We start from the raw sequence: 24876 nt of genomic DNA on the forward strand, positions 1-24876 counted from the left end.
CGGTTTGCCAGAGCTTGAGCCGCATTGAGTCAATTATCTGGAAAAAACTCAAACCGCTCCGTGTCCTGGATAGGGCAAGGGCTCGTTGCTCCATAAACTGCGCAGGTCGAATGGCAGGCGTCCGGCAAACTCGGCCACGACTTCAGCCGGTATCCTCTTGCACATCACTTCAAGGGACGCCTTGACGCCGCGCTCGACCGAAATGTCGAGGTTGCGAAAAACGGTTTCCTCGATGCGGCCCAAAAACTCGCTACGGCTTGTAGCCGGACTAGGTGCTGCTGGGCGCCAGTTCTCGAACATGGCCCCCTTCAATGGAATGGGTAGACACTTGGCCAGACGCGCGACCTGATCAGGATCGAGCTGCCGACGGACCGCTTGCAGCGTGCATTGCAAAGAGGTCATGGCAAGACGCCGGTTTCGAGTTCCCATACGCTCATCGACGTCCGCGATCCACTGCAAGGCCTGCTTTACGGACTGGTCCAGCTCTTCAACGTTGATGTGCATCTTACGCTTCCCCTTCCCGAGTGCCGGGCACACCGGTGTCTTCCGGCCAAAGGCTACGCAGCGGCATGGGGAACAGGCTGGCGACCTTGGCGACTTCGTTGGGGTCTATACGCTCATACAGGACACGTAGCACCGACTTGGCCGCCTTGTGCGGATCCAGATCGATTGAGGGCGATACAAGGCTGCTGATCTTTTTCAGGAAGGCGTCCTGGGTGTCTTCCTGGGTGGGTGTGCCCGCCGGATGGAAGTTCTCATAAAAAATACCGCGAATCATGAGGGGCAACTGGGCAGCCAGGTGAGCCGCGTTATCGATTCCGATACGGTCTCGTACCGAAAGCAGTACAGCGCGCAAGGCGTGATAAGCCGTCTGTCGATCAGAAGCGCCCAGGTGCGTGGCGATATCGTCAAGCCACAGGTTCGTTTGCTGAATAGTTCGGTCCAACACCTCGACATTGGATGACATAGAGGTCCTCCTCGTGATTGCAGGATGAATTCGGTTGACCGTGCGTCTGTAACAATGTCGCAACGAAGCGGAGCCCCTGCCGATGACTGGTTTGGACGCCAGTGCGTTGGTCGCATGGCTGGAACATCCCCCTGCCGAGCCCTGTCTCTGATATAGGCATGACCGCACCCTACCGCCCATGGATAAAGGGCCTCACTGCATTCGCGAGGTAACAACCATGAGCGCACCGGCCAGAGAACGACTGCAACGCTTCCTGCGTCGATCATCCACCTCGGATCAACACACGATCGACGTGCTCAGGCGCTATGCAGAACCGCTTCCGGACCTGGAAAGCCCTGATTTTGGCACTCTCTTCGATCGCTACGCCGATGCACGGGTGGTGTTGATCGGCGAAGCCAGTCACGGCACATCCGATTTTTATCGGACCCGCGCCGCTATCACCCGCCACCTGATCGAGCACCATGGGTTTTCGATCGTGGCCGTCGAGGCAGACTGGCCGGACGCCGGCTACATAGATCGCTACGTGCGCGGGCGAACAGACGATGACTGGAAGGCAACGGGCTTCAAGCGCTTCCCCACCTGGATGTGGCGTAATACGGACGTAGAAGCCTTTACACAATGGCTACGCGGTTATAACGAGCAACGAGCCCCTGAAGACCGGGTAGAGTTTCGGGGTCTGGATGTCTACAGCCTGCGCAACTCCATCGCCGAGGTGCTGGATTACCTGGGCAAGACCGATCCGGAATTAGCGAAGCAGGCCCGGGAGCGCTATAGCTGTCTTTCCCGTTGGCAGGACGAGCCGGCTATCTATGGTCATCTGGTAGAGCGCGCCGGAAAGGACTCCTGCGAAGACGCAGTCGTCAACCAGCTGCACAGCCTGCTCTCCACCCGGCTTGAAGAGCTTGCGCAGGATGAAGAAGATCTGTTCAACGCCAAGCAAAACGCTCGAGTGGTCCGGGCGGCAGAGCAATACTATCGGGCGATGTACCGCGGATCGGTCGCCTCTTGGAACCTACGTGATCGACATATGTTCGATACCCTGCAAACCCTTTTGGAGCACCGTGGCCCGGAGGCAAAAGCCATTGTCTGGGCACACAACTCCCATGTGGGCAATGCCGATGCGACTGCTATGGGCTGGCGCGGTGAATTCAATATTGGTCAGCTGTGCCGCAGCGCCTACGAGCGGGAGGCCGTCCTGATTGGTATGGGCACTGATCGGGGAACCGTCGCGGCAGCAGACGACTGGGATGGCGAGATGTATATCAAGCAGGTTCGCCCTTCCCGTCACGACAGCTGGGAACACCGCTTCCTGAAGGCGGGTGTACCGGCGTCTCTTACTGATTGGCGGGACTTCCGGCGAGAGGATCTGCGTGAGGCCTTGGGTGAGCTAAATCTCAACCGCGCCATCGGTGTCATCTACCGGCCTGAAACCGAGCGCATGAGCCACTACTTCGAAACGGTACTGGCCGATCAGTTCGATGCCTTCGTCTGGATTGAGGAAACCCAGGCCGTTACGCCGTTGGGCGACTCGGAAGCGGCAGGTTCGGCAGACGAGACCTACCCGTTCGGCCTGTAACATTCTTTGGCCAGGCGCGACGGCATTCTGCGCTTGGCCAACCTCATGCCGCTCAGCTGCGACGGGCAGCTGTTGCATTCACATAGGTAGCATAGAGTGACTGCCCACCCGTAATGAACAGGCGGTTGCCCTTAGGCCCACCAAATTCCACATTGGACACTGTTTCCGGCAGATGCAGGGTAGCCAGTGGCTGACCTTCAGGCGAAAAGACGCGAACACTGTTGTTAGCCGCGTCCCCTGCCCAGCTGCACCAGAGATTGCCATCGCTATCGCAGCGGAATCCATCGATTACACCGTTCTTTGCATCGATCAGGACACGCCCCCCATCAAGCTTGCCGCCCTCGCCCACATTAAACGCCCGCAGGTGGCAGGGCTTGACCGGATCACCGCCGCCAGCCGTATCACTGACATACAGGCGCTTGCCATCGGGTGAGAACGCGATACCGTTCGGACGCTGGAAATCTCCCACGGCCACCTGGGCCTCGCCACTTTGTGGATCGATGCGATAGACATTGGTCGGCAGCTCAAAGTCTGCCTTATGGCCTTCGTATGCCCCCAGGATTCCATAGCCCGGATCGGTAAACCAGACGGCGCCATCAGCCGCAACGACCACATCGTTCGGCGCGTTGAGCTTTTTGCCCTGGAACGCGTCCAGCAGTACCGTGATTGTGCCGTCATGCTCCAGGCGAGTTACCCGACGACTGTCGTGCTCACAGCTGATCAGCCGTCCTTCCCGGTCACGCGTATGGCCATTGGCATTATTGGACTGGGCGCTATACACCGTGACGCGACCGTCATCCTCATTCCAGCGCAGGATTCGCCCGGTAGGAATGTCACTGAAGAGAAGACAGCGCCAATCCGCCATCCATACGGGGCCTTCCGTCCAGCGACCGCCGCTCCAGAGGCGCTCTACCATCGCATTGCCCAGCCGCCCGGTAAATGCCTTGTCATGAATCTCCCAGGCAGGATCAGGCATGACGGTAGCCGGTGTCCCGTTCCAGTCACGGGTGAGGCCAAACGGATCGCCGGAGGGGGGATTGGTAGCTGCCAGCGCACTGCCAGCCGCCAGCGCTGCGGCCGAGGTGAGTGAAACAGTAAGAAATTCGCGACGCGCGAAAGCCATTCTGCATTCCTTATTGTGATTGTTAGAGGAAGTCGTCAAACGCCCACCCTAGAGAGGACGAAGCAAATAGTCTGACTAAAGAACTGTAGAACAGCGCGATATAAATGCCATCCTTTCAACAGCATTTCGCCAACCATCCCTCATTACAACTCAAGTTTTCCGCCTTCCAGTCGATGTATGACGAAGGGTGAGTAATGGGCGTAACTCAGCTAAACGATGCCCTACGCCCACTAAATACGTTTGATTACTCATGCTAGAGCGATGCTGTTCAGACCTCGCTCACCTTTATTTCAGGGACACACCATGGCCTGGTTTGCCAATGCAAGACTTGCAACAAAGTTGCTAATTGCCTTTCTTTTATGCGCACTGATCACCTTGGCGGTCGGCCTGTTGGGCAAACAGAACATCGACTCGCTATCCGATGATCTGGACAACGCGATCCACAACGATCTGGCCTCGGTACTGGCGGTCAATACGCTCTTCCGAAACGTCATTGCCCATAATCGCGATCTCTACAAAGTGCTGGCACTCAAGGCCACGAATGCGGAGCCCGCCGAAGTTCAAATAGCCCTGGACTCGCTGAAAGAGAACGGCGGGACGGTTGATAAAGCATTCGTGGATTATCGAGCGACCCCTCTGGATGGCGAGGAAAAGGCCGAAGGCGACAAATTTGCCAACGATTGGCCCGCCTATACTGCCAGCGTGGACAAAGTCATCTCGGCACTGAGTCGGGGGGAGCTTGAGACCGCTGTGAAGATAACCAACAGCGAGACCTATCCGGCTTATCGCAAGGCTGTTGGCGAGCTGAAGAACATTCTGTCCATCAATATCAAGCAGAGCGAAGAAAGTGCCGCCGATGCGATGCATACGCAGAAAAGCGCCAACCTAACGCTGCTCATGGGCATTATCATCGCCTTCTTCCTGGCCATTGGTCTGGGTCTTCTGATCACTCGCATGATTACTCGCCCGCTGCACTCGGCGGTGGATAGCGCCAAGCGCATTGCCCAAGGAGATCTGACCCAGCATATTCAGGCTCATACCCAGGATGAGACCGGTCAGCTACTGGTGGCACTGTCCAACATGCAGGGCAGCCTCAAGGACACCCTACAGGAAATTGCCCATGCCTCCCATCAGCTGGCATCGGCAGCCGAAGAGCTCAGTGCAGTAACCGAGGAAAGCACCCAAGGACTGACTCGCCAGAATGACGAGATCCAGCAGGCCGCCACGGCAGTCAACGAGATGACCGCCGCGGTGGAAGAAGTGGCACGTAACGCTGTTTCGACGTCCGAAGTTTCCCAGGCGACCAGCCAGGACGCCATGACCGGCCGCCATCAGGTACAGGAAGCCGTAACGGCCATCAATGTCATGACATCGGAAATCACCACCTCCACTGACAAGGTTGGCACATTGGCTGGTCAGGTGCGCGATATCGCCAAGGTGCTGGACGTGATCCGTGCCATCGCCGAGCAGACCAACCTATTGGCACTGAACGCCGCGATCGAGGCGGCCCGTGCCGGTGAGCAGGGTCGTGGTTTCGCCGTGGTAGCCGATGAAGTGCGCGCGCTGGCTCATCACACACAGGCCTCCACCGGAGAGATTGAAAGCATGATCAGTACGGTACGCGCCGGGGCGGATCAGGCGGTAGAAGCCATGGTGAAGAGCCAGTCGCTGGCCACTAACACCCAAAGCCTGGCGATTGCTGCCGGCGATGCGCTGACCCGGATCACCGAAGGTGTATCGCAGATCAACGAGCGCAACCTGGTAATTGCCAGTGCGTCCGAAGAGCAGGCCCAGGTCGCCCGGGAGGTCGACCGTAATCTGGTCAACATCCAGGACCTGTCGGCCCAGACTGCCGCAGGGGCTAACCAGACCAGCGCCTCAAGCCAGGAACTGTCCCGTCTGGCGACGTCTTTCAACACCATGGTGGCACGATTCAAGCTGTAACGCGGTAATACTGGAAAGCCCGCTCCGGCGGGCTTTTTCATGCGCGGTACTTTTTAGCAGGCAAACAAAAACCCCGCCTAAGCGGGGTTTTCTGACCGGACTCAATGTCCTTATCGAGTTTGCCATCCTGGCTCGGTCATCATCCTTGACCTTCGTATGAGCGCGTCCTGCGCTGCTGTCCGATGTGTGTAGATTACGCACAAGCCCGGCGGCGTCATAGCGCCAACTGTGGTAATGCTGTGTAAGCCTTTTGCTATACCGCTGTAGGACATGGCAACGGCTTTCGAAATATTCCCTGGCGATCGGTGGTCTGCTGTAAGGTATCCCTTGATGTTTCAGGAGTCCCTTTATGGCCATGAACACCACCTATGCTGCGCAGGAGCCCAGCCGCAATGAGGTTGATGCGCTCGAAGGTGCCACGCTCATCGAGTTCGGCGCGCCCTGGTGCGGCTTCTGTCGGGCCGCACAACCCTTGATTGAGCAGGCCTTCCAGGATCACCCAGCTATTCGTCATCTCAAGATCGAGGATGGCAGCGGCCGGCGACTAGGCCGCTCCTTCAAAGTCAAGCTCTGGCCTACGCTGATCTTCTTTCGAAACGGCCAGGAAGTCTCTCGTCTGGTGCGTCCTGCCAGCACCGACGATATCCGGCAGGGCCTGGCGGGCATTGATCAGTGACTGGCAAGCAAGGCGAAAGCACCCTTCGCCTTGCCGCCCGGCTAATGAGCCCCTGGTACCACCGAGTCGATAAACTGCTGCCGGAAGGATGCTTTGGGATCGAGCCGAAGCTCATTCGCATTAATGACGCCTGCCAGCCGCAACGTGACCCCGTCGTCCGGATCCTGTGGGTCATCCTGATCAGTCAGTTTGGCCGCCACACTGGCGATGCCTTCCTTCAGAGTGCCCAAGACGCCTTTTTCCTTTACGTCCTTTTCCAGCGAAACCATTTTGAGGTTTTCGTACCGGGGCTTCGTATAGGCCGTGAAGTTACCCTGTTGCGCCGAGACGTGTGTTCGTGAAGACAGCGTGCCCTGCTCGACATCGATATTGGCATAAGCCCGGAAAAAATCATTCAGCCGACTGAGCGGCAAATCATCGATTGCACTATCCATCTCAAACGTCGGGTTGGGCGACAGACCATCCAGACGCAGGCGGGTCGTCATGCTGCCGGCCCCCATGGGATTACCCGTCATTTCTGATTCTGCCCAGAGCGGATCATCGACATTGTCTGCATTGGCCAGATTACGAGTAACCGACTCTATATTACTGATGTAAAGCGTCACGGGGCGTTCTGGACGCTTGTCGATCAATTGAATTATTCCATCATGGATTTCCGACTGGTTAGGCGGTAGCGGCGATAAGGCATCGACCTGTTGCAACCAGCTCGAATCGATTCCAGTCTGACTATGACTTTCGCTGTCTGCCAGTACAAAGGTCAGCACCGGGCGATACATGTGCATCAGTCCCACAGGTTTTGCATCGACAAACTTTCCCCATTGGGTCCAGCTATCGATGCGCTCAGCTTCGAAGAACGGCTCCGGCACTGCACCGTTGGACTTTTCGATCCGAACGTTTTTGAGCGTGTAGCCCCCTTTCAACAGGCTGACGTCCACGTCTTCGATAGTGGCTCGATACCCCGGTATTTCGTTGAGCGTCTGCTCTACGTAGCGGTGGATACCATAAGGTGCTGCCAGTCGCGCCAGGACAAGCACGGCGACTACAATAAGCAGCACAGGAAGCGTTTTATCAGACGTACGTTTCATGAAACCTCTAGCAGACAGTCATCATGCGGTAAGCACTAGACCCGCAGGAGTCGCCTGAAATTTGTCTGGCCAGACGACCGGCATGGCTTGAAAACGGGAAAACGCCTTGATTCAACGTGTTTTATGACAAGCGAGACGCTAACTACTTCGCACCTGAAGCAGGTCAATGCAACTCTTGCATTGAAAAGAACCTAACAACATCACCTATACAGACGGCCACGGCGGCCGCTCTCCCTACTTCATGGAGAATTCGATGAAAGCTGTTCAGATTCACTCCTATGGCGATGCCAGTGTCCTTACCTATACCGACGTGGAAAAGCCGACCCTGAACCCCGACGATGTATTGATTCGTGTGGTGGCTTCCTCGGTCAATCCCGTCGACTGGAAAATCCGCCAGGGTTATCTGAAGGACATGCTGCCCTACGACCTGCCTGTGACCCTGGGCTGGGACGTTTCCGGCATCGTTGAAGAAGTCGGTGCGAGCGTTACTCGCTTCAAGAAAGGCGATGCGGTCTATTCCCGCCCGGACATCAAGCGCAATGGCACCTACGCCGAATACATTGCGGTGCGCGAAAGCGAAGTGGCCTGCAAACCCAAGACGCTGTCCCATGCCGATTCCGCCTCCCTGCCCCTGGCCGGTATCACGGCCTGGGAAGCTATCGTGCATGTGGGCCAGACCCAGCCGGGTCAGAAGGTGCTGATTCATGCAGCCTCAGGCGGCGTCGGCACACTGGCTGTACAGCTGGCCAAATGGCGCGGCGCCCAGGTGATTGCCACTTGCTCCGAAAAGAACCGCAAGCTCGTCGAATCCCTGGGTGCTGATCAGGTCATCGACTACAAGAGCCAGAACTTCCAGGAGATCGTAAAAGACGCCGATCTGGTCTTCGATACCTTGGGTGGTGATGTGCAGGAAGCTTCTTTTAGCGTTCTCAAGCCCGGCGGCATCCTGGTCTCCATTGTCGCGCCGCCATCCGAGGAAAAGACCAAAGCCCATAACATACGCAGTGCGTTCATCTTTATCGAACCCAATGCCGAAATCCTGCAGGAGCTGGCTCGTCTGGCAGACAGCGGTCACTTGCGTCCGGTTGTCTCTGCTGAATTTGGCTTAAAAGATATCGCCAAAGCGCACGCAGCAAGCGAGTCGGGCCGTACAGTAGGCAAGATCGTCATTCACGTCGGTCAGCCCTGATCCCACTGCTGGACGCAGGCCACGCTGCGTCCAGTCCTTTCATGGTAGTTTCATACCGTTCCCTCCCCGACCCGTCTATTCTTTCCCCTCAGCATTGCTGAAACAGCTCGATCCCGTCTAAACCAAGGCATACAGGCATTTTGCCTTGATTAAACCTGGCACAACTTTTTCATAGACCCCAGCTCTCTTGGATGAGAACAACAAAAGGAGCGGATCAGGCACCAACACGGTTCCTTTTCTGTTTTGGCGGACTTGAACGAGTCCAGACAAGTGCACGGTAGAGACTCAAAAGGTCTGTACCCGGGCGCTTCGGATATGAGGAATACCCTCGCTATGTTCGATGTGACTGCGTCTTTGCAACAACGCTTCGACTTACTTCACAGTCGCGCTGACACCTGGTCCCTGCGTTATGTCAGCGAAACCACCCATGCCTTGAGCGTCACCCGAAATGTCATCGATCCGCCCTTCTTCCAGAGGGACGAAGGCGCAATGGTCTATGTTCGCCTGGATGGGATCGAGACCTATGCAGCAACCTCGGACCTCACCGTAGCGGGTCTTCAAAAAGCCCTCAAGCAGGCCGAGCAGTATGCCCAGGTACTGGCCCGGCATAGCCTGATCGACTTTACCGATATGCCGGTGGCCACGGCCAGGGCGGATTACCTTTCGCCCAACCTGGACAAGGCCTTTCCCGATACCCGCGAATGGCTCGACATCCTGACGGCGGAGTCTGCTTCCGTTCCGGGCAACGAGCGCTTCGTGGATTGGTCCGCCCAGCTCAACATTGTCGAGACCGAGCAGATCTACCTGAACAACCACGGCGCCTGCGTACGGCAGGCCCAGCGGTTTCTCTTCCCCGACATGCACGTTACCGCCTATGACGGCACCGATACACAGACCCGTACCCTCGGCTTTGGCCGCTTGGGTCAGCAAGGCGGTCGGGAAGCGGTGGAGCGCATCGGGTTGATCGGCTGCGCACCGCGCCTGGCCGATGAGGCGCTGCAATTGCTGCTCGCGCCGAACACGCCCAATGAGACGCTTGATCTGTTGCTGATGCCCGATCAGATGATCCTCCAGATTCATGAGTCCATCGGTCATCCGCTGGAGCTGGATCGCATCCTGGGCGATGAGCGTAACTATGCGGGAACGAGCTTTGTCACACCCGACATGTTCGGAAGTTACCGGTACGGCTCCGAGCTGCTCAACGTAAGCTTCGATCCCGATATTCCCGAGGAGATTGCCAGCTACAGCCATGACGATGATGGCAGCCCGGCGCGTAAGGCGTTGTTGATTGAAGACGGTATTCTCAAGCGACCCTTGGGGGGTGCACTTTCACAGCGACGCAGTGGCATGGCAGGCGTCGCAAACAGCCGGGCCTGCAGCTGGAACCGTCCTCCCATCGACCGGATGGCCAACCTGAACGTTGAAAATGGCGACCAGTCCCTTGCGCAGCTGATCGCCGGGATCGAGCAGGGTGTGCTCATGGCCAGCAACCGCTCCTGGTCCATCGACGACGCACGTAACAAATTCCAGTTTGGCTGCGAATGGGGGCAGATGATCGAGAATGGGCAGCTCACTCATGTTGTGAAGAACCCCAACTACCGCGGCGTTTCCGCTCAGTTCTGGCGTAGCCTGTCGGCCGTAGGCGATGCCTCGACCCGAGAAGTCATGGGTACCGCTCATTGTGGCAAGGGTGAGCCCAACCAGGCTATTCGGGTCGGCCATGCGAGTCCCGCCTGTGTGTTCAGCCACGTCGATATATTCGGAGGAGAAGGCTGATGACTATAACCCCACTCGCCTCCACCGAAAAACCGGCCGATGTCTTCGCAGCCCTAGTGGACTGGTTGCGTACCGCCGTATCAGCTGAAGAACACTTCACGCTCTGGTACAGCGCTGAAGCATCCGATTTTGTCCGCTTCAATCATGCCAAGGTCCGACAGGCCGGCCATGTTCAACAGGCGGAGGCAACACTCAAGCTGATCCAGGGTGAGCGCCATGCCAGCTTCAAAGTAACGCTATCAGGTAACCCTGCGGCCGACCGCAGCGCCCTGCAGGATGCATTGGCTTCATTGCGCAAACTCGTGGCGGCCCTGCCGGCAGATCCCTATTTGCTGATGGATACCAGCCCCTGGCGCAGTGAAAACATTCAGTCGGGTAATCTTGCCTCAGCAGGGGGAATCGCCGAGCAGGTCAGCACACTGGCGGGTGCTCAGGACCTTGTAGGCTTCTATGCCGGCGGCCCTGTCTATCGCGGCTTTGCCAGCTCATGGGGTAGCCTGGGTTGGCACGAAGCCAGCAGCTGCACCTTTGACTGGAGCCTTTTCGAGCCGAAGGGCAATGCCGTCAAATCCATGTATGCCGGCACTTCCTGGGATCGCGAACAGGTAGCCGCACAGATGGACAGCGCCCAGCGTCAGCTTGCGCACTTCAACAAGCCAATCCGGCAGCTTTCGCCCGGTGAGTACCGTGCATACCTTGCTCCAGCGGCCTTGAACGAGGTGGTAGGCCTGCTGAATTGGGGCAGTTTTTCTGCTCGGCAACTGGCAACCAAGCGGAGTGCACTGCAAAAACTGCACAGTGAACACATGCTGCTCAGCCCATTGGTAAGCTGGACGGAGCAGGCATCTGGCTCACTGGCTCCTGCGTTCAACCCGGCCGGGTTCCAACGGCAGGACCAGCCGCTCGTCGAGGCTGGCAGGATGGTTGGCCAGCTCGTCAGCCCGCGCAGTGCACGTGAGTACGGTCTGACGCAGAACGGCGCTGGCAATGGCGAAAGCTCACAATCGCTGGTGATGAAAGCTGGGGATCTGGCTGATGACGCCATTCTGAAAACCCTGGATACCGGGCTGTATATCGGCAATCTCTGGTACCTGAATTATTCGGATATCACCGTGGCTCGTCTGACCGGCATGACGCGCTTTGCCTGTTTCTGGGTAGAAAATGGAGAGATCGTCGCGCCAGTCAGTACGATGCGCTTTGATGACAGCGTCTTCAATTTCCTGGGCTCCAGCCTGGAAGCCGTGACCCAACGGCGCGACCTGTGCGTCAGCGACAGCACCTACGGTCAGCGACATACCGACTCAACCCTGTTGCCCGGCGTTTTGACCAGCCGATTCACGCTCACGCTCTAGCTTATCCCCGCCTTGCCCGGTCGCCTCCTCCCATAGCAGGTAACCGGGCCGTTTTCGCTGTGATTGTTGCTGATCTTTCGACTTAGCCAGGACTATCCGATGTCTGACGATCCCGCTGAACCCCTGACGATTCCACCCGGCACGCCGCGGGCGTTTATCTGGCATTACAACCGGCTGTATCCTGGCTGGAATATAGCCATCGTTCTGCTGCAACTCTGTGCAGCGGCCTGTACCACACTGATTCCCTATGCCATCGGTGAAATCACCGGCGCTGTCAGCCAGGGACTTTGGAGCAGCACCGATGTACTGGAGGCCTGCCTGCCCTACCTTCTGCTGCTGGCCGGATTGGCATTAGGTGAAATGCTGTTCTCACGCACCATGAGTATCTGCATGATCATTGTGCGGCCGATGCAGAAACGCCGGGTCACCGGCGATCTTTTCGCCTATCTGCAACAGCACTCCCACCGCTATTTCAGCGAACGGTTTGCTGGTAGTCTGTCCCAGCGCATCAGTGAAGCCAGCGTGGGACTGCTCGAAATCAACTATATGGCCGTGGTGGAGCTTATGCCGATTGCGGTGACACTCATCGGCTCGCTATTGTTGCTGGCTACAGCGTCCGTCTGGTTGAGCCTGAGCCTTTTGGCCTGGATGCTCATCTATGTCACGGCGTCCTATCAGATGGCCAGACGTGCCCAAGTGTTTGCCCATGCCCATGCGGAAGCACGCAGCACCACCTCCGGCAAAGTAGTCGATGCTGTCACCAACCTGAGCAGCGTTCGGCTTTTTGCCAGAAACCAGTATGAGCGGCAGTACCTGGACCGTTATCTGTCCCGGGAAAAGCAGGCGGCCCGTCGCTCGTTCTTCTTCATGGAACGGGTACGCTGGTTTCAGGATGCCATGGCTTTAGTTCTGCGGCTGGGCCTGATCATTCTGGCTTTGTATCTTTGGCACATAAAGCGAATCGATGTCGCTCAGTTCGTCATGGTCGCCAGCCTTGGCTTATTGATCGTGGCCAACGCCAAATACCTGAGTTATCAGTTCCTGCACTTTTTTGAGTCGAGCGGCAATATTCAGAACAGTGTTGATACCTTAATAAAACCCCATGAATACCCGGACCGAGAAACGGCACAGGACATAAAAATCGAGCGCGGCGATATTGAGCTTGAAAATGTGACGTTTGGATATTCGGCCACCCACCCCATACTCCAAAACTTCTCACTCAAAATACCGGCCGGACAACGCGTGGGAATAGTAGGGTATTCCGGCTCAGGAAAGTCCACATTATTAAACTTGTTACTTCGCCTATATGAACCGCAAGAGGGCAATATCCGAATTGACGGCATTGAAATACGCGACATGACATATGAGTCGCTTTACCGACAAGTAGGTCTCATTCCCCAGGAGCCTGGTTTATTTCATCGCACGTTGAGTGAAAACATCGGATATGGAAAAGAAAAAGCCAAACAGGATGATATTGAAATAGCGGCACGCCGTGCACATGCCCATGATTTCATTAAACACATGGAGCAGGGTTATGAAGCATTGGTAGGTGAGCGTGGCGTTAAACTCTCCGGCGGGCAACGGCAACGTATCGCCATTGCCCGGGTACTTATAAAAAACGCTCCGATTCTCATTATGGATGAAGCGACATCCAGTCTTGATTCGGAGACGGAGCGCCTTATTCAAAACAGCCTTGATGAAATCATGGGTAATAAGACCGTTCTGGTCGTTGCACATCGTCTATCCACCATTGCCCACTTGGATCGAATCCTGGTGATGGATAAGGGGCGAATTATCGAAGACGGCAGCCACCATGAGCTCCTGGCCAGGAAAGGTGCCTACGCCAGGCTTTGGGCCCATCAGGCAAATGGTAGCTTTGGTGTGGAAATCACAGCGACCGAGGATGAAGTCGCCTCGGTAAAGTAATACGTCCTGCAAGCTTCCCTTCCGCTTAACCGTGCCTTAGCCAAGGCGCGGTTCGTTTATAACCTCATCACTACTTATTTTAATTAGTTATCAAACGATGCGGCATACTCACAATTTTATGAACAAAACTTAATGACCAACCAGTCACATCGAGGACACTTATCATTAATTTATAAAATATTTAATAAGTTATTAAATAGCTTCAGTTTAGTCTCACCCTTCCTGCTCTAAAAAAGAGATAACCGCACACAAACAGTGCAGTTACACAACAAAAAATGTATCTGAGTTGACACCAAAAAGTCGCTTGACCGTATAAATGTTCCAATTTTGCGACCATTCAGCAGCCATTCAGAAATTTGATACATTTCCGTTACATTGGCACATGCATTGCTCAGTAAAAGACGTTGATGATTCTCACCAACCCGCTGGGAATTAAGATGAAAACAACAACGCCGTACTTATCGGATTGCCTCAATGTGCTGAACGCACTTTTGGTAACTAAGGGCCAAAAGCCCTGTTCGACTGATGCAGCCAATACTACAACGTAAGCAACGTCCTAACTAATTACGACGCGCTGTTACTTGGAGCGGGCCTTTATTGGCTCGATGGCTTCGTGTTGTCGATTTAATGCAGAGGACGTTTGATGGGTAATGCTGTTACTAAAGTTGAAGCCGGAGGGCTTCATACCAATAAGGCGAGCCAAACTCAGGTATTAGATATACCGTTCAAACCGAACCGTTCTTCGTTACGTAGTGTATCGCGTCGAGACTTATCGCTATTGGCAGGGTTATCTCTTCTGCTTCATGGCGGTATCTGGTGGTACATCAATAACGCGCCGGCTGAACAACTGGAAACACCACCCAAGATCCCCGAAATGGTCGTGGAATTTTCCAGCCCTACGCCGCCTGCGCCGGAGCCGCCCCCTCCTCCGCCACCACCTCCACCGCCGCCGGAACCCGAGCCGCCCAAGGTCGAGGAGCCTGCGCCGCCACCGGTGGACGAGAATGCCGTCAAGCCACCGCCCAAGCCCGAGAAGCCAAAGCCCAAGCCGGTTGAAAAACCCAAGCCCAAGCCTAAGCCCGTGCAAAAGCCTACACCGCCTGCGCCACCCGCGCCGCCGCAGCCAACCCCTGCGCCACCGGCTCCCAAAGCGCCGCCTGCCCCGCCCGCCCCACCGGCGCCGGTCAAGGAAACCGCTGCGGTGTCAGGCCTCGCCAGTCTGGGTAATCCGCCGCCTGAATACCCCTCGCTGGCATTGCGCCGGGGCTGGGAAGGCAGCGTCACCCTGCGCATCCGCGTCCTGCCCAATGGGCGTGCTGGTAGCGTGGATGTGACCAGGTCTAGCGGCAAGAAGCAGCTGGATGATGCAGCGGTAGAAGCGGTACGCGGCTGGAAATTCATACCGGCCAAGCGCGGCGACACGCCTATCGAAGGCTTCGCCACACAGACCATTGATTTCAAGCTGCCTCAATAACCAACGGCCGCTTGTACCGACAAGACGATTTACGAGGGTAACGATATGAACAGCTCACTGACTTCCTTGATTGTTCCCGGCGTACTTTGGGCGCTGATTCTGTTTTCCGTAGTGACCTGGGCGATCCTGCTCATCAAGGGTATCCAGCTCACCAAGCAGAAAGGCGAGAACAAGCGCTTCCAGAAAGCCTTCTGGGCGGCGCCGGATCTGCTCACCGCCGCCGAGCACTCCTCGCAATACCCCGGCGCGCTGGCTCGTATCGCCAACAGCGGGTTTGCCGCACTGGTCACCACCGAGTCCCCCAAGAATACCCAGCAGCTGGCCCAGACCATCAACCGATCGGATCGCCTGGAACGTAACCTGCGCCAGCAGATCCAGAAGGAGCGGCGTGCGCTGGAAAGTGGCCTGGCGATTCTGGCCAGTATCGGCAGTACCTCGCCCTTCATCGGCTTGTTCGGCACCGTATGGGGCATCATGGAAGCCCTGCAAAGCATCGGCGCTTCCGGCTCCGCCAGCCTTGAAACCGTGGCAGGCCCTATCGGTCATGCCCTGATCGCGACCGGTGTGGGGATTGCCGTCGCGGTTCCTGCGGTACTGGTCTACAACTTTTTCCTGCGCCGCCTGAAGCTGGCCGCCGCCCTGATGGAAGACTTCGCCCACGACTTTGACAGCCTGGCCCAGCGCAGCGCCTTTGTGGTGACCCGCCAGCCGATATCCCACACCGCCGCTGACATGAGGGAGGCTAGCTAATGTCCTTTTCAACCCAAGACAGCGATGAAGTACTGAGCGAGATGAACGTCACGCCCCTGGTGGATGTGATGCTGGTACTGCTCGTGGTGTTCATCGTGACGGCGCCGCTGATGACCAATGCCATCAAGGTCAACCTGCCCAAGACCGACGCCGTCGCTCCGGCCGAGCAGAAGGACCCGGTGATCGTCAGTGTAGACAAGGACGGCAAGTTCTATCTGGACAAGTCCGAGCTGCAACCCGAACTCCTGGAGACCAGCCTCAAGGATGTGAAAGCCAAGGACCCGGAAGTGCGCGTCCGGCTGCAAGCCGATGAAGGCGTGAATTATGGACAGGTCGCCAAGGCCATGGCGTCCATTGAACGTTCGGGAATCACCCGCATCGCGGTCATGACCTCCCGCTAGATCCCCCGCTGTACAGCCGTCCCGCTTGCGCTTGCGTAAGCGGGTTGGGGAACGGCTGCTTCAAAAAAGAGAAATCGCCCGGGAAGGCACAACCCACCGGCGCGCAGGCGGCCCATAAAGCCACATAAACAACGCCTCACCTTTGGGGATGAAAGAGTGATGATGAGAGATATAGCCAAACCGTTTGCTCCCACTCCGCTCGCCGCGGCCGTGCATCGGTATCGATTCATACCGTTGTGCCTGGCCCTTGGCGTAGCACCGTTGGTCCATGCGCAGCAGGCGACGGAAGAGGAAGCGCCTGATTCGACCGCAGCTGCTGTTGCTGCTCCAGCCGTAGCACCTACCGCTGCGGCAGGAACAACGCAACTCGAAAGAGTGGAAGTCACCGGTACAGCGGTACGTCGCGTAGATGCAGAAACCGCTGTCCCTGTGACAATCCTACGCTCGGAGCAATTGAGGAAAGAAGGCGTTAACACGACTGAAGAGCTGCTAACACGCATCGTTGCCAGTCAGTCTACCCAGAGCTCTAGCCAATCGGTAGGCTCTAGCACAGGGGGAGCCTCATTTGCCGACTTGCGTGGCATTGGCTCCAACAAGACGCTGATTCTGCTTAACGGACGACGTCTGGCCAACAACGCCATCGATGCATCGGCCGTTGACCTGAATACTATTCCCTTTGCTGCTATTGACCGCGTGGAAATTCTGCGTGACGGCGCCTCTGCATTGTACGGTACCGATGCCATCGGTGGCGTAATCAACTTTATTACCAAAAAAAGTATTACCGAAGGACAGGTTAGCGCCAGCTTTGATAGCCCTACTCACTCTGGCGGAGGTGAAAGCCGGTCCTTTGACGGTAGTTGGGGTTTTGGTGACCTGGACAATGATAATTTTAATGTCTTTGGTGTTTTCAACTACGACAAGCAGAATAATCTTTCAGCGGCGGATCGCTCCTTTACCAAGGACTACGAGCCTGGACGTGGATTGAGTAGTACCTCTGGTACGACCTATCCGGCTAACTATGGTCAGAACGGCAACTACACTAACCCCTTGGCTACTGCCGGTTGCAATGGGCCAAACCAGATCAACCCTGGTACTGGAACTTGCCGATTCAGCACACGAAACTACATCGATGCCGTTCCAGAGACTGAAAAAACATCTTTCTTCGGTAAGGCTTCTACTAAGTGGGCGGAAGATCAAACTGCCAGCGTGGATTACTTCTGGGCTCGCAATGACAATACCACCACTATTGCGCCTGCACCGCTCACTGATATCTCAGTGAATCCGGGTACAGCCTTTTATCCTGGCAATGGCATCACGCCGCTGACTCCTGGCTTTGCTCTCGACCCGACTCAGCCTGTTGATGTGAACTGGCGAGAGTCGGCAGCCGGTGCGCGTATCCAAAAGGATCAGAACACCAGCCAACGTCTGCAGCTGACATTTGACGGTAACGTCGGAGGCTGGGATTACAACATTGGTACCTCCTACAATGAAAATAAGGTTATCAGCAGCCTACGTGGCGGCTATCTAAATGATGATTTGGTTACCGAAGGCATAGCTAATGGCATCCTTAACCCTTTTGGAGAGCAAACTCAGGAGGGGATTAACTTCATTAATAACGCTGGCGTACATGGCGACTACCAGACGGCCGTAGGTCGCGTAAAAGCGATTGATGGACGCATCAGTCGTGAAATCGGTGATTGGTTCGGAGCAGGCCCTGTAGGTCTAGCACTTGGAGGTGAATTCCGTAAAGAAGAATTCCATAGCGACGTCGAGCCATTTGCAGGTTTGGTTGACAGCCTGGGGGTTGACCCTGACTCCAGCGTTTCAGGTGATCGTAACGTCAAGGCTCAGTATGCCGAGATTAACGTTCCCGTTCTGGAATCACTAGAACTAGGCGCAGCTATTCGTCACGATAAATACAGCGATGTAGGTAGCACAACCAATCCGAAATACAGCTTCCGCTTCCAACCGATTCGTGAACTGGTTGTTCGTGGTGCCTATAGCGAAGGCTTCCGTGCACCTTCACTATACGAGCTGTATAACCCTAACTACACGACCTTCACATCTGGCTTTTATGATGATCCACGCCTCTGTCCGGGTGGTACGCCTATTGCCGGTGCCAACCCTGGTCGCGATTGTAGCCAGCAGTTCCGCAACCGTACTGGCGGCAACGAAGATCTCTCGCCAGAGAAAGCGCGTAACGTGACGTTGGGCTTTGTTTACCAGCCAGTCCGTAATTTATCAGTAGGCTTGGACTTTTATTGGATCAAGATTTCCGATCAGATCGCCGAATTTCCAGAGTCCTCTGTATTTGACAACCCAGATAGCTATGCTGATCGCTACATTCGCAATCCGGATGGCTCGCTTCAGTATATCCAAACTGGTTTGGCTAACTTGGGTAAGGTCAAGACTAGCGGCATAGACGTAACACTGGATTACCGATTCCCTGCAACCGCCTACGGCAACTTTGGCTTATCCATGCAGGGTACTTACGTTGATCGATATGACTATCAGGAAACCATCAACGGTGCTTACTTTGACAACGTAGGTGACTTCCAGGGTATCGGTGTTATTTCTCGCTGGAAACACTCTCTGACCGGCAGTTGGAGCAAGGGTCCGTACCGTGCCTCTTTAACCAACCGCTTCCAGACGGGCTACCGCGATTACGATCCGGAAACCCATAACCGAGTGTCGTCCTACTCTGTATGGGATCTCTCAGCCGGTTACACCTGGAGCAAATCTCTGGACATCGACGTAGGCGTGAAGAATCTGTTCGATCGCGACCCGCCCTTCTCGAACCAGGCATACACCTTCCAGAGCGGCTACGACCCCCGCTACACCGACCCACTTGGCCGCACGCTGTTCACCCGTGCGACCTATCACTTCTAACCTCTTTGTCTGTCTCCAGCCGCCTTGGCTGGAGACAGGTATGCTTCAGGACAGGACGGTATAACCACTCGTGCAGGCCCTTGCCAGTATCCCCTATCAATTAAGGTTGATTGCCTGGACCGAGCGTCAACGCGTGTCGTTCATAAGGAGTGAAGCGGTGTTTTCAACAGGGTCGATCCACACGTACAGCCGCTTGATGGTACTGCTTGTTTCCTGCCTCGTTTCATCGGCGTTATTGGCTACGCCCCACAGTTACATGACAGTCTATGGCGACCCGCCCAAGTACCCTGAGGGCTTTAAGCATTTCGACTATGTGAATCCCGACGCGCCCAAAGGAGGCTCGCTCAGACGCTCAGCCAAATCGATCGACCGTTTCAACTTCCTGCTGCCCTATCTAGACAAGGGCACTGGCGTCGACCAGATCAATGCCTGGGTCTACGAGCCGCTGGCCTATCGCTCGCTGGACGAGCCCTATACGGTGTATGGCCTGATTGCCGAACAGATGGAGCGCGACCCGGAGAACCGTTGGGTACGCTTCTTTCTCAACCCCAAGGCACGCTTTCATGACGGTATGCCCGTTCTGGCTGAGGATGTTCGCTTCACTTTCGAGACCTTGATGACCAAGGCGAGCCTGAGCTTTCGGCAGCTGTATGGTGACGTAAAAGACGTCACCATTGAAAGCGACCGGCAGATCCTTTTTACCTTCAAGACGAACGAAAACCGCAGTCTGGCGCTGGATCTAGCGTCCATGCACATCCTGCCAGCGCACTGGTGGAAAGACCGGGACTTTGCCAACGGTAACGGCTTTGAGCCGCCGCTGGGGAGCGGACCTTACAAGGTCTCGCACGTCGATCCGGGCCGTACCGTCGCATTCGAGCGCGTCAAGGACTGGTGGGCAAAGGATCTGCCGGTGACGCGAGGGCTGTACAATTTCGACATGCTCACCGTCGACTTCTTTGCCGACACCGATGTCGCCCGCGAGCTCCTGCTGGCCGGCGCGTACGACTACAACCGCGAGTACTCCGCCACAGGCTATACCATCCGCTACGACAGCCCCGCCCTGCGCGATGGGCGCTTGCAGCGAGACATCCTGGCGACAGGAAAGCCCGTCCGTGCTCAAGGCTTTGTCTTCAACCTGGACAATCCCTTCTTTCAGGATCGCCGCGTCCGCCAGGCCATTGCCATGCTCTGGGATTTTGAGTGGACCAACAAGCAGCTCATGCGCAGCTTTTACAAGCGCCAGCAGAGCTACTTTCCCAAGACCGAAATCGCCGCCACAGAGCTGCCGGACGCACAGGAGCTGAGTATTCTTGAACCTTTCCGGGGCCAGATCCCGGATGAGGTATTCACCCAGGTGTTCCAGGTGCCCAAAACCGATGGCTCGGGCTTTATTCGGGACAAGCAGCTCGAAGCCCTGCGCCTGCTTGAGGAGGCCGGCTGGCATCCGCAAGGCGATCAGCTCGTCAACGCCAACGGCGATCCCCTGATCTTTACCTTTCTCAATGGGCAATCCGGTCTTGAGCGGATGGTGCTGCCCTTCAAGCGGACGCTGGCCCAGATAGGCATCGGGCTGAATATTCGCAATGTGGACACAGCGCAATACATCAACCGCATCAATAGCCGCGACTACGACATGATCGTGACCGGCTTTCCCAAGGATGGCGATCCCAGCGCATCGCCAGGGCTAGAACTCTTTGATTATTACGGCTCCGACAGTGCCAACCGGGTGGGTAGCTCCAACGCCATGAACCTGAAGAATCCAGTCGTCGATCGGCTTATCGAAGGCGTGGCCAATGCCAGAAGCCGGGATGAGATGGTGCATTACGCCCGCGCGCTCGATCGGGTTCTGCAATGGGGTTATTACATGATTCCGCATTATTACTCGGACGGCGAGCCCAGCGTGTTTCGCAACCGTTTCGGCCGGCCTCGTATCGCGCCCGCCTATGAAGAGGGGCTCGATACCTGGTGGGAAGTCAGCCCAACCCCGCTCACCCACGAGCAGATGGCCGCACGGCTACAGGAGAAACCCTGATGGCAGCCTATATCCTTAGACGCCTGTTGTTCATTACTCCTACGCTTCTGGTCATCCTGATCGTCAACTTTGTCATTATCCAGGCGGCCCCTGGCGGCCCGGTGGATCAGGCCATTGCTCGCCTGCAAGGCATGGGCAACCAGGGCGGTATCGCAGGAGGCAGCCATGATGGGGCGGCCGGAGCCTCATCCGGCTCGCGGGGTAGCAGAGGCTTGGACCCTGAGCTGATCAAGGAAATCGAGCGGCAGTACGGCTTCGACAAGCCACCGCTTGAGCGCCTTTGGCTGATGCTCAAGAACTACGCGCACCTGGATTTTGGTAACAGCTTTTTCCGTGGTGCCAAGGTAACGGACCTGATTCTGGAAAAGCTGCCGGTATCCCTTTCACTCGGCTTCTGGGCCACACTGATCACTTACCTGATCTCGATTCCGCTCGGGATACGCAAGGCGATCCGTCATGGCAGCGCATTCGATATCTGGACCAGCACCGCCATCATCGTGGGTTATGCCTTGCCGGCCTTTCTGTTCGCCATGTTCCTGATCGTGGTGTTTGCCGGTGGGAGTTATTTCAGTCTGTTTCCCGCCGTAGGGCTTACCTCGGAGAACTTTGACCAGCTCAGCCTCGCGGGCAAGGTAGTGGACTATTTCTGGCATCTGGTACTGCCTGTTTCGGCCTTGGTCATTGGCGGGTTCGCTACCCTGACCATTTTGACCAAGAACAGCTTTCTGAATGAAATCAGCCGCCAATATGTTGTCACGGCGCGGGCTAAAGGGCTTACTGAGCGCGGCGTGCTGTACAAGCATGTATTTCGCAATGCCATGCTGCTGGTCATTGCCGGTATTCCCCAGGCACTGATCGAGGTGTTCTTTGCCGGCTCCCTACTGATTGAAGTGATCTTTTCGCTCGACGGACTGGGTCGCATGAGCTACGAGGCGGCGCTCTACCGTGACTATCCGCTGGTATTCGGCTCGCTGTTCATCTTCACGCTGTTTGGCCTGCTGATCAAACTGGCCGGGGACATCTCCTACACCCTGGTCGATCCACGCATCGACTTTTCGGCGAGGAACGCCTGATGCTGACACTGTCACCCTTGAGCCAACGCCGCTTTGCCCGCTTCAGGGCCAACCGTCGCGGCTGGTGGTCACTCTGGATCTTTTGCGGGTTGCTGGTGACTTGCCTGTGTGGCGAGCTGATCGCCAACGACAAACCTCTGGTAGTGGGCTACCACGGCTCGCTGTATTTCCCGATATTCAAGCGCTATACCGAAACCGAACTTGGCGGCCAGCTGCCCTTCCAGCCGGACTATCGCAGTGAGTACGTACAGAAACTGATAGAGGACCAGGGCGGCTGGATGGTCTTTCCGCCTATACCCTTTAGCGACAACACGGTGAACTATGATCTTTCTGTTCCCTCTCCCAGCCCGCCCAGCCAGGCGAATTGGCTAGGCACAGATGAACAGGCGCGCAATGTCCTGGCACGTGTGATCTTTGGGGCACGTATTTCCATCCTGTTTGCCTTGGCACTTACAGCCATCAGCGCGGTGATTGGAGTTACCGCTGGCGCTCTGCAAGGGTATTACGGCGGCTGGGTCGATCTGCTAGGGCAGCGCTTTATCGAAATCTGGTCAGGCCTGCCGGTCCTGTATCTGCTGATCATCCTGTCCGGCTTTGTGGAGCCCAACTTCTGGTGGTTGTTAGGTATCATGGCGATCTTTTCCTGGCTGGCGCTGGTAGACGTGGTTCGGGCCGAGTTCCTGCGCGGGCGCAGTCTGGAGTACGTCAAAGCGGCACGGGCGCTGGGGCTGTCTGATCGCAAGGTCATGTGGCGGCACATCCTGCCCAACGCGATGACCTCCACGCTCACCTATGTTCCCTTCATCATTACCGGTGCCATTACAACGCTGACCGCTCTGGACTTCCTGGGCTTTGGCCTGCCGATCGGCACCGCGTCGCTAGGGGAGCTGGCCAACGAAGGCAAGCAGAACCTGCAAGCACCCTGGCTGGCGATGACCGCTTTTTTCGCCCTCGCCTTGATCTTGAGCCTGCTGGTTTTTATTGGCGAAGCCTTCCGTGATGCATTCGACCCGAGGGCTGTGTGATGACCGAGAGTCTGATTGAAATCCGCGATCTGAGAGTGGCTTTTTCCGGCCAGGAAGTCGTACACGGTATCGACCTGGATATTCGCCGTGGCGAATGTCTGGCGCTGGTGGGCGAATCCGGCTCGGGCAAATCCGTCACGGCTCACTCGATCCTGCGCCTGCTGCCTGCGTCTATTACCACAACCTCCGGCGGCATCTGCTACAACGGCGAAAATCTCGTGACCGCAGACGAAAAGCGTCTGCGCACCCTGCGCGGCAACCGTATCGCCATGATCTTTCAGGAACCCATGACATCCCTCAACCCGCTGCATACTGTGGAACGGCAGATCAGCGAAGTATTGGCGCTGCACAAGGGCTTGGGCGGCAAGCACGCGCGTGCACGAGTGATCGAATTATTGGAACTGGTCGGCATACGCGAACCGCTCAAGCGGCTCAAGGCCTACCCGCATCAGCTCTCGGGTGGCCAGCGCCAGCGGGTGATGATCGCCATGGCGCTGGCCAACGAGCCGGAATTACTGATCGCCGACGAGCCCACCACAGCCCTGGACGTGACCGTGCAGCAGAAGATCCTCGAACTCCTGAAGGACCTCCAGGCGCGCCTTGGCATGTCGTTGCTGCTTATCAGCCATGACCTGAATTTGGTCCGGCGCATTGCCCAGCGTGTCTGTGTGATGCGTAACGGCGTGGTAGTTGAGCAGAACAGCTGTCAGGCCCTTTTTTCCGCGCCTCAGCATACCTATACCCGCATGCTGATCGAAGCCGAACCCGACGGCGGGCCGGTAGCAACAACCAGCGATGCCTCGCTGATACAGGCGCAGGATCTACGCGTCTGGTTTCCGCTGCCCAAACCGTTGTTCAGCCGCCAGCGCCACTATGTCAAGGCGGTGGATGGTGTGAGCTTCGAGCTAAAGAAAGGCCGCACCCTGGGCATCGTGGGCGAGTCCGGCTCAGGCAAGTCCACCTTGGGCCAGGCGATCCTGCGACTGGTGCAGGCCCAGGGCGCCATCCACTTTCAGGGGCAGGCGATCGAAACCTTTAACGCCAGGCAGATGCGTCCGCTTCGTCGCCACATGCAGGTTGTGTTTCAGGACCCGTTCGGCAGCCTGAGCCCACGGATGTCCGTCGAGCAGATCATCCGTGAGGGTTTGGATATCCACGAGATCGGCACACCCAAAGAGCGGGAATCGGCGATCATTCGGGTCTTACAGGAAGTAGGTCTCGATCCTGAAACACGGCACCGCTATCCTCATGAGTTTTCGGGCGGCCAACGCCAGCGTATCGCCATCGCGAGGGCGCTTGTGCTGCAACCCGAGCTGATATTGCTCGACGAGCCCACGTCTGCTCTGGATCGTACCGTTCAAAAGCAGGTTGTCGACCTGTTGCGTAACCTGCAAGCGATTCATGGGCTAACGTATCTGTTCATCAGCCATGATTTGGCCGTGGTTCGGGCATTGGCCCATGATCTGATTGTCATCAAGGATGGCAAGGTCGTGGAACACGGCGAGGCCTGCAGGATCTTTCAGGCGCCACAACACCCGTATACTCAGGAATTACTGGCGGCGTCGGTCGCACCATTGGAACGCTCAGGCGAGATCGTTGACCGACAACGGGCCTGAAT

17 protein-coding genes and 3 pseudogenes are annotated in these 24876 nt (G+C 56.6%); 16 read left to right on the forward strand and 4 right to left on the reverse strand.

Features of this window, described 5'->3' with window-relative positions; translation table 11 throughout:
- Positions 1–48 precede the first annotated feature (48 nt).
- Positions 49–504, reverse strand: a complete 456-nt coding sequence (locus tag JQR90_RS16425; RefSeq protein ID WP_010795753.1) for a DUF2267 domain-containing protein — start codon at positions 502–504, stop codon at positions 49–51.
- Position 505: 1 nt separating this feature from the next.
- A complete protein-coding gene (locus tag JQR90_RS16430) occupies positions 506–967 on the reverse strand; it encodes a DUF2267 domain-containing protein (RefSeq protein WP_010795754.1) in 462 nt (153 codons plus the stop codon).
- Between the two features lie 217 nt (positions 968–1184).
- Here JQR90_RS16430 and JQR90_RS16435 point away from each other — a divergent pair, with 217 nt between their 5' ends.
- Complete coding sequence (locus JQR90_RS16435; protein WP_010795755.1) at positions 1185–2543, forward strand: erythromycin esterase family protein; 1359 nt, start codon at positions 1185–1187, stop codon at positions 2541–2543.
- 52 nt (positions 2544–2595) lie between these two features.
- Here JQR90_RS16435 and JQR90_RS16440 read toward each other — a convergent pair whose 3' ends face one another.
- A complete protein-coding gene (locus JQR90_RS16440; RefSeq protein ID WP_010795756.1) occupies positions 2596–3666 on the reverse strand; it encodes an SMP-30/gluconolactonase/LRE family protein in 1071 nt (356 codons plus the stop codon).
- 303 nt (positions 3667–3969) lie between these two features.
- On the opposite strand from JQR90_RS16440, the pseudogene JQR90_RS16445 reads away from it, so the two are divergent.
- From JQR90_RS16445 to JQR90_RS16455, 3 genes and pseudogenes are all read left to right on the forward strand, one after another.
- Positions 3970–4704: pseudogene (locus tag JQR90_RS16445) on the forward strand (MCP four helix bundle domain-containing protein); the annotation flags it as partial.
- Positions 4705–5010: 306 nt separating this feature from the next.
- Positions 5011–5610, forward strand: a pseudogene (locus JQR90_RS16450) (methyl-accepting chemotaxis protein); the annotation flags it as partial.
- A 349-nt stretch (positions 5611–5959) separates the two neighbouring features.
- Entirely contained in the window at positions 5960–6286 is a 327-nt protein-coding gene (locus tag JQR90_RS16455) for a thioredoxin family protein (RefSeq protein ID WP_010795758.1), read from the forward strand.
- A 41-nt stretch (positions 6287–6327) separates the two neighbouring features.
- On the opposite strand, the gene JQR90_RS16460 is transcribed toward JQR90_RS16455, so the two are convergent.
- Positions 6328–7371 carry a DUF748 domain-containing protein gene (locus JQR90_RS16460; RefSeq protein ID WP_010795759.1) on the reverse strand — a complete coding sequence of 348 codons (1044 nt, stop codon included), beginning with the start codon at positions 7369–7371 and terminating at the stop codon, positions 6328–6330.
- 253 nt (positions 7372–7624) lie between these two features.
- Between JQR90_RS16460 and JQR90_RS16465 the strand changes: the two genes are divergently transcribed.
- The 12 genes and pseudogenes from JQR90_RS16465 to JQR90_RS16520 all read left to right on the forward strand — a co-directional run bounded on the left by JQR90_RS16465 (position 7625) and on the right by JQR90_RS16520 (position 24874).
- Positions 7625–8560 carry an NADP-dependent oxidoreductase gene (locus JQR90_RS16465; protein ID WP_010795760.1) on the forward strand — a complete coding sequence of 312 codons (936 nt, stop codon included), beginning with the start codon at positions 7625–7627 and terminating at the stop codon, positions 8558–8560.
- A gap of 333 nt (positions 8561–8893) precedes the next feature.
- Positions 8894–10336: a TldD/PmbA family protein gene (locus JQR90_RS16470; protein WP_073449836.1), complete on the forward strand. Its 1443-nt coding sequence runs from the start codon at positions 8894–8896 to the stop codon at positions 10334–10336.
- Positions 10336–11688, forward strand: coding sequence for a TldD/PmbA family protein (locus tag JQR90_RS16475; protein ID WP_010795762.1), 1353 nt, complete (start codon positions 10336–10338; stop codon positions 11686–11688). Before JQR90_RS16470 ends, JQR90_RS16475 begins: the two co-directional genes overlap by 1 nt.
- A gap of 99 nt (positions 11689–11787) precedes the next feature.
- The gene (locus tag JQR90_RS16480; RefSeq protein WP_010795763.1) at positions 11788–13614 is read left to right on the forward strand and encodes an ABC transporter ATP-binding protein; all 1827 of its coding nucleotides are present in this window, start codon (positions 11788–11790) and stop codon (positions 13612–13614) included.
- 721 nt (positions 13615–14335) lie between these two features.
- Positions 14336–15088: pseudogene (locus tag JQR90_RS16485) on the forward strand (energy transducer TonB); the annotation flags it as partial.
- 45 nt (positions 15089–15133) lie between these two features.
- Positions 15134–15838 carry a MotA/TolQ/ExbB proton channel family protein gene (locus JQR90_RS16490; RefSeq protein WP_010795765.1) on the forward strand — a complete coding sequence of 235 codons (705 nt, stop codon included), beginning with the start codon at positions 15134–15136 and terminating at the stop codon, positions 15836–15838.
- Positions 15838–16239 (forward strand): ExbD/TolR family protein, encoded by a 402-nt coding sequence (locus JQR90_RS16495; protein ID WP_010795766.1) that lies wholly within the window; start codon positions 15838–15840, stop codon positions 16237–16239. The genes JQR90_RS16490 and JQR90_RS16495 overlap by 1 nt, the downstream gene beginning before the upstream one ends.
- A gap of 159 nt (positions 16240–16398) precedes the next feature.
- Positions 16399–19128, forward strand: a complete 2730-nt coding sequence (locus JQR90_RS16500) for a TonB-dependent receptor (RefSeq protein WP_010795767.1) — start codon at positions 16399–16401, stop codon at positions 19126–19128.
- A gap of 196 nt (positions 19129–19324) precedes the next feature.
- The gene (locus JQR90_RS16505; RefSeq protein ID WP_037030499.1) at positions 19325–21160 is read left to right on the forward strand and encodes an extracellular solute-binding protein; all 1836 of its coding nucleotides are present in this window, start codon (positions 19325–19327) and stop codon (positions 21158–21160) included.
- The gene (locus tag JQR90_RS16510) at positions 21160–22233 is read left to right on the forward strand and encodes a microcin C ABC transporter permease YejB (protein ID WP_010795769.1); all 1074 of its coding nucleotides are present in this window, start codon (positions 21160–21162) and stop codon (positions 22231–22233) included. Before JQR90_RS16505 ends, JQR90_RS16510 begins: the two co-directional genes overlap by 1 nt.
- Complete coding sequence (locus JQR90_RS16515; RefSeq protein ID WP_010795770.1) at positions 22233–23258, forward strand: ABC transporter permease; 1026 nt, start codon at positions 22233–22235, stop codon at positions 23256–23258. Before JQR90_RS16510 ends, JQR90_RS16515 begins: the two co-directional genes overlap by 1 nt.
- Complete coding sequence (locus JQR90_RS16520) at positions 23258–24874, forward strand: ABC transporter ATP-binding protein (RefSeq protein WP_286790524.1); 1617 nt, start codon at positions 23258–23260, stop codon at positions 24872–24874. Before JQR90_RS16515 ends, JQR90_RS16520 begins: the two co-directional genes overlap by 1 nt.
- The last annotated feature ends 2 nt before the right edge of the window (positions 24875–24876 follow it).

It is taken from the genome of Pseudomonas sp. JZ114, assembly GCF_051027705.1.
GTDB classification, from domain to species: Bacteria; Pseudomonadota; Gammaproteobacteria; order Pseudomonadales; family Pseudomonadaceae; genus Chryseomonas; species Chryseomonas luteola.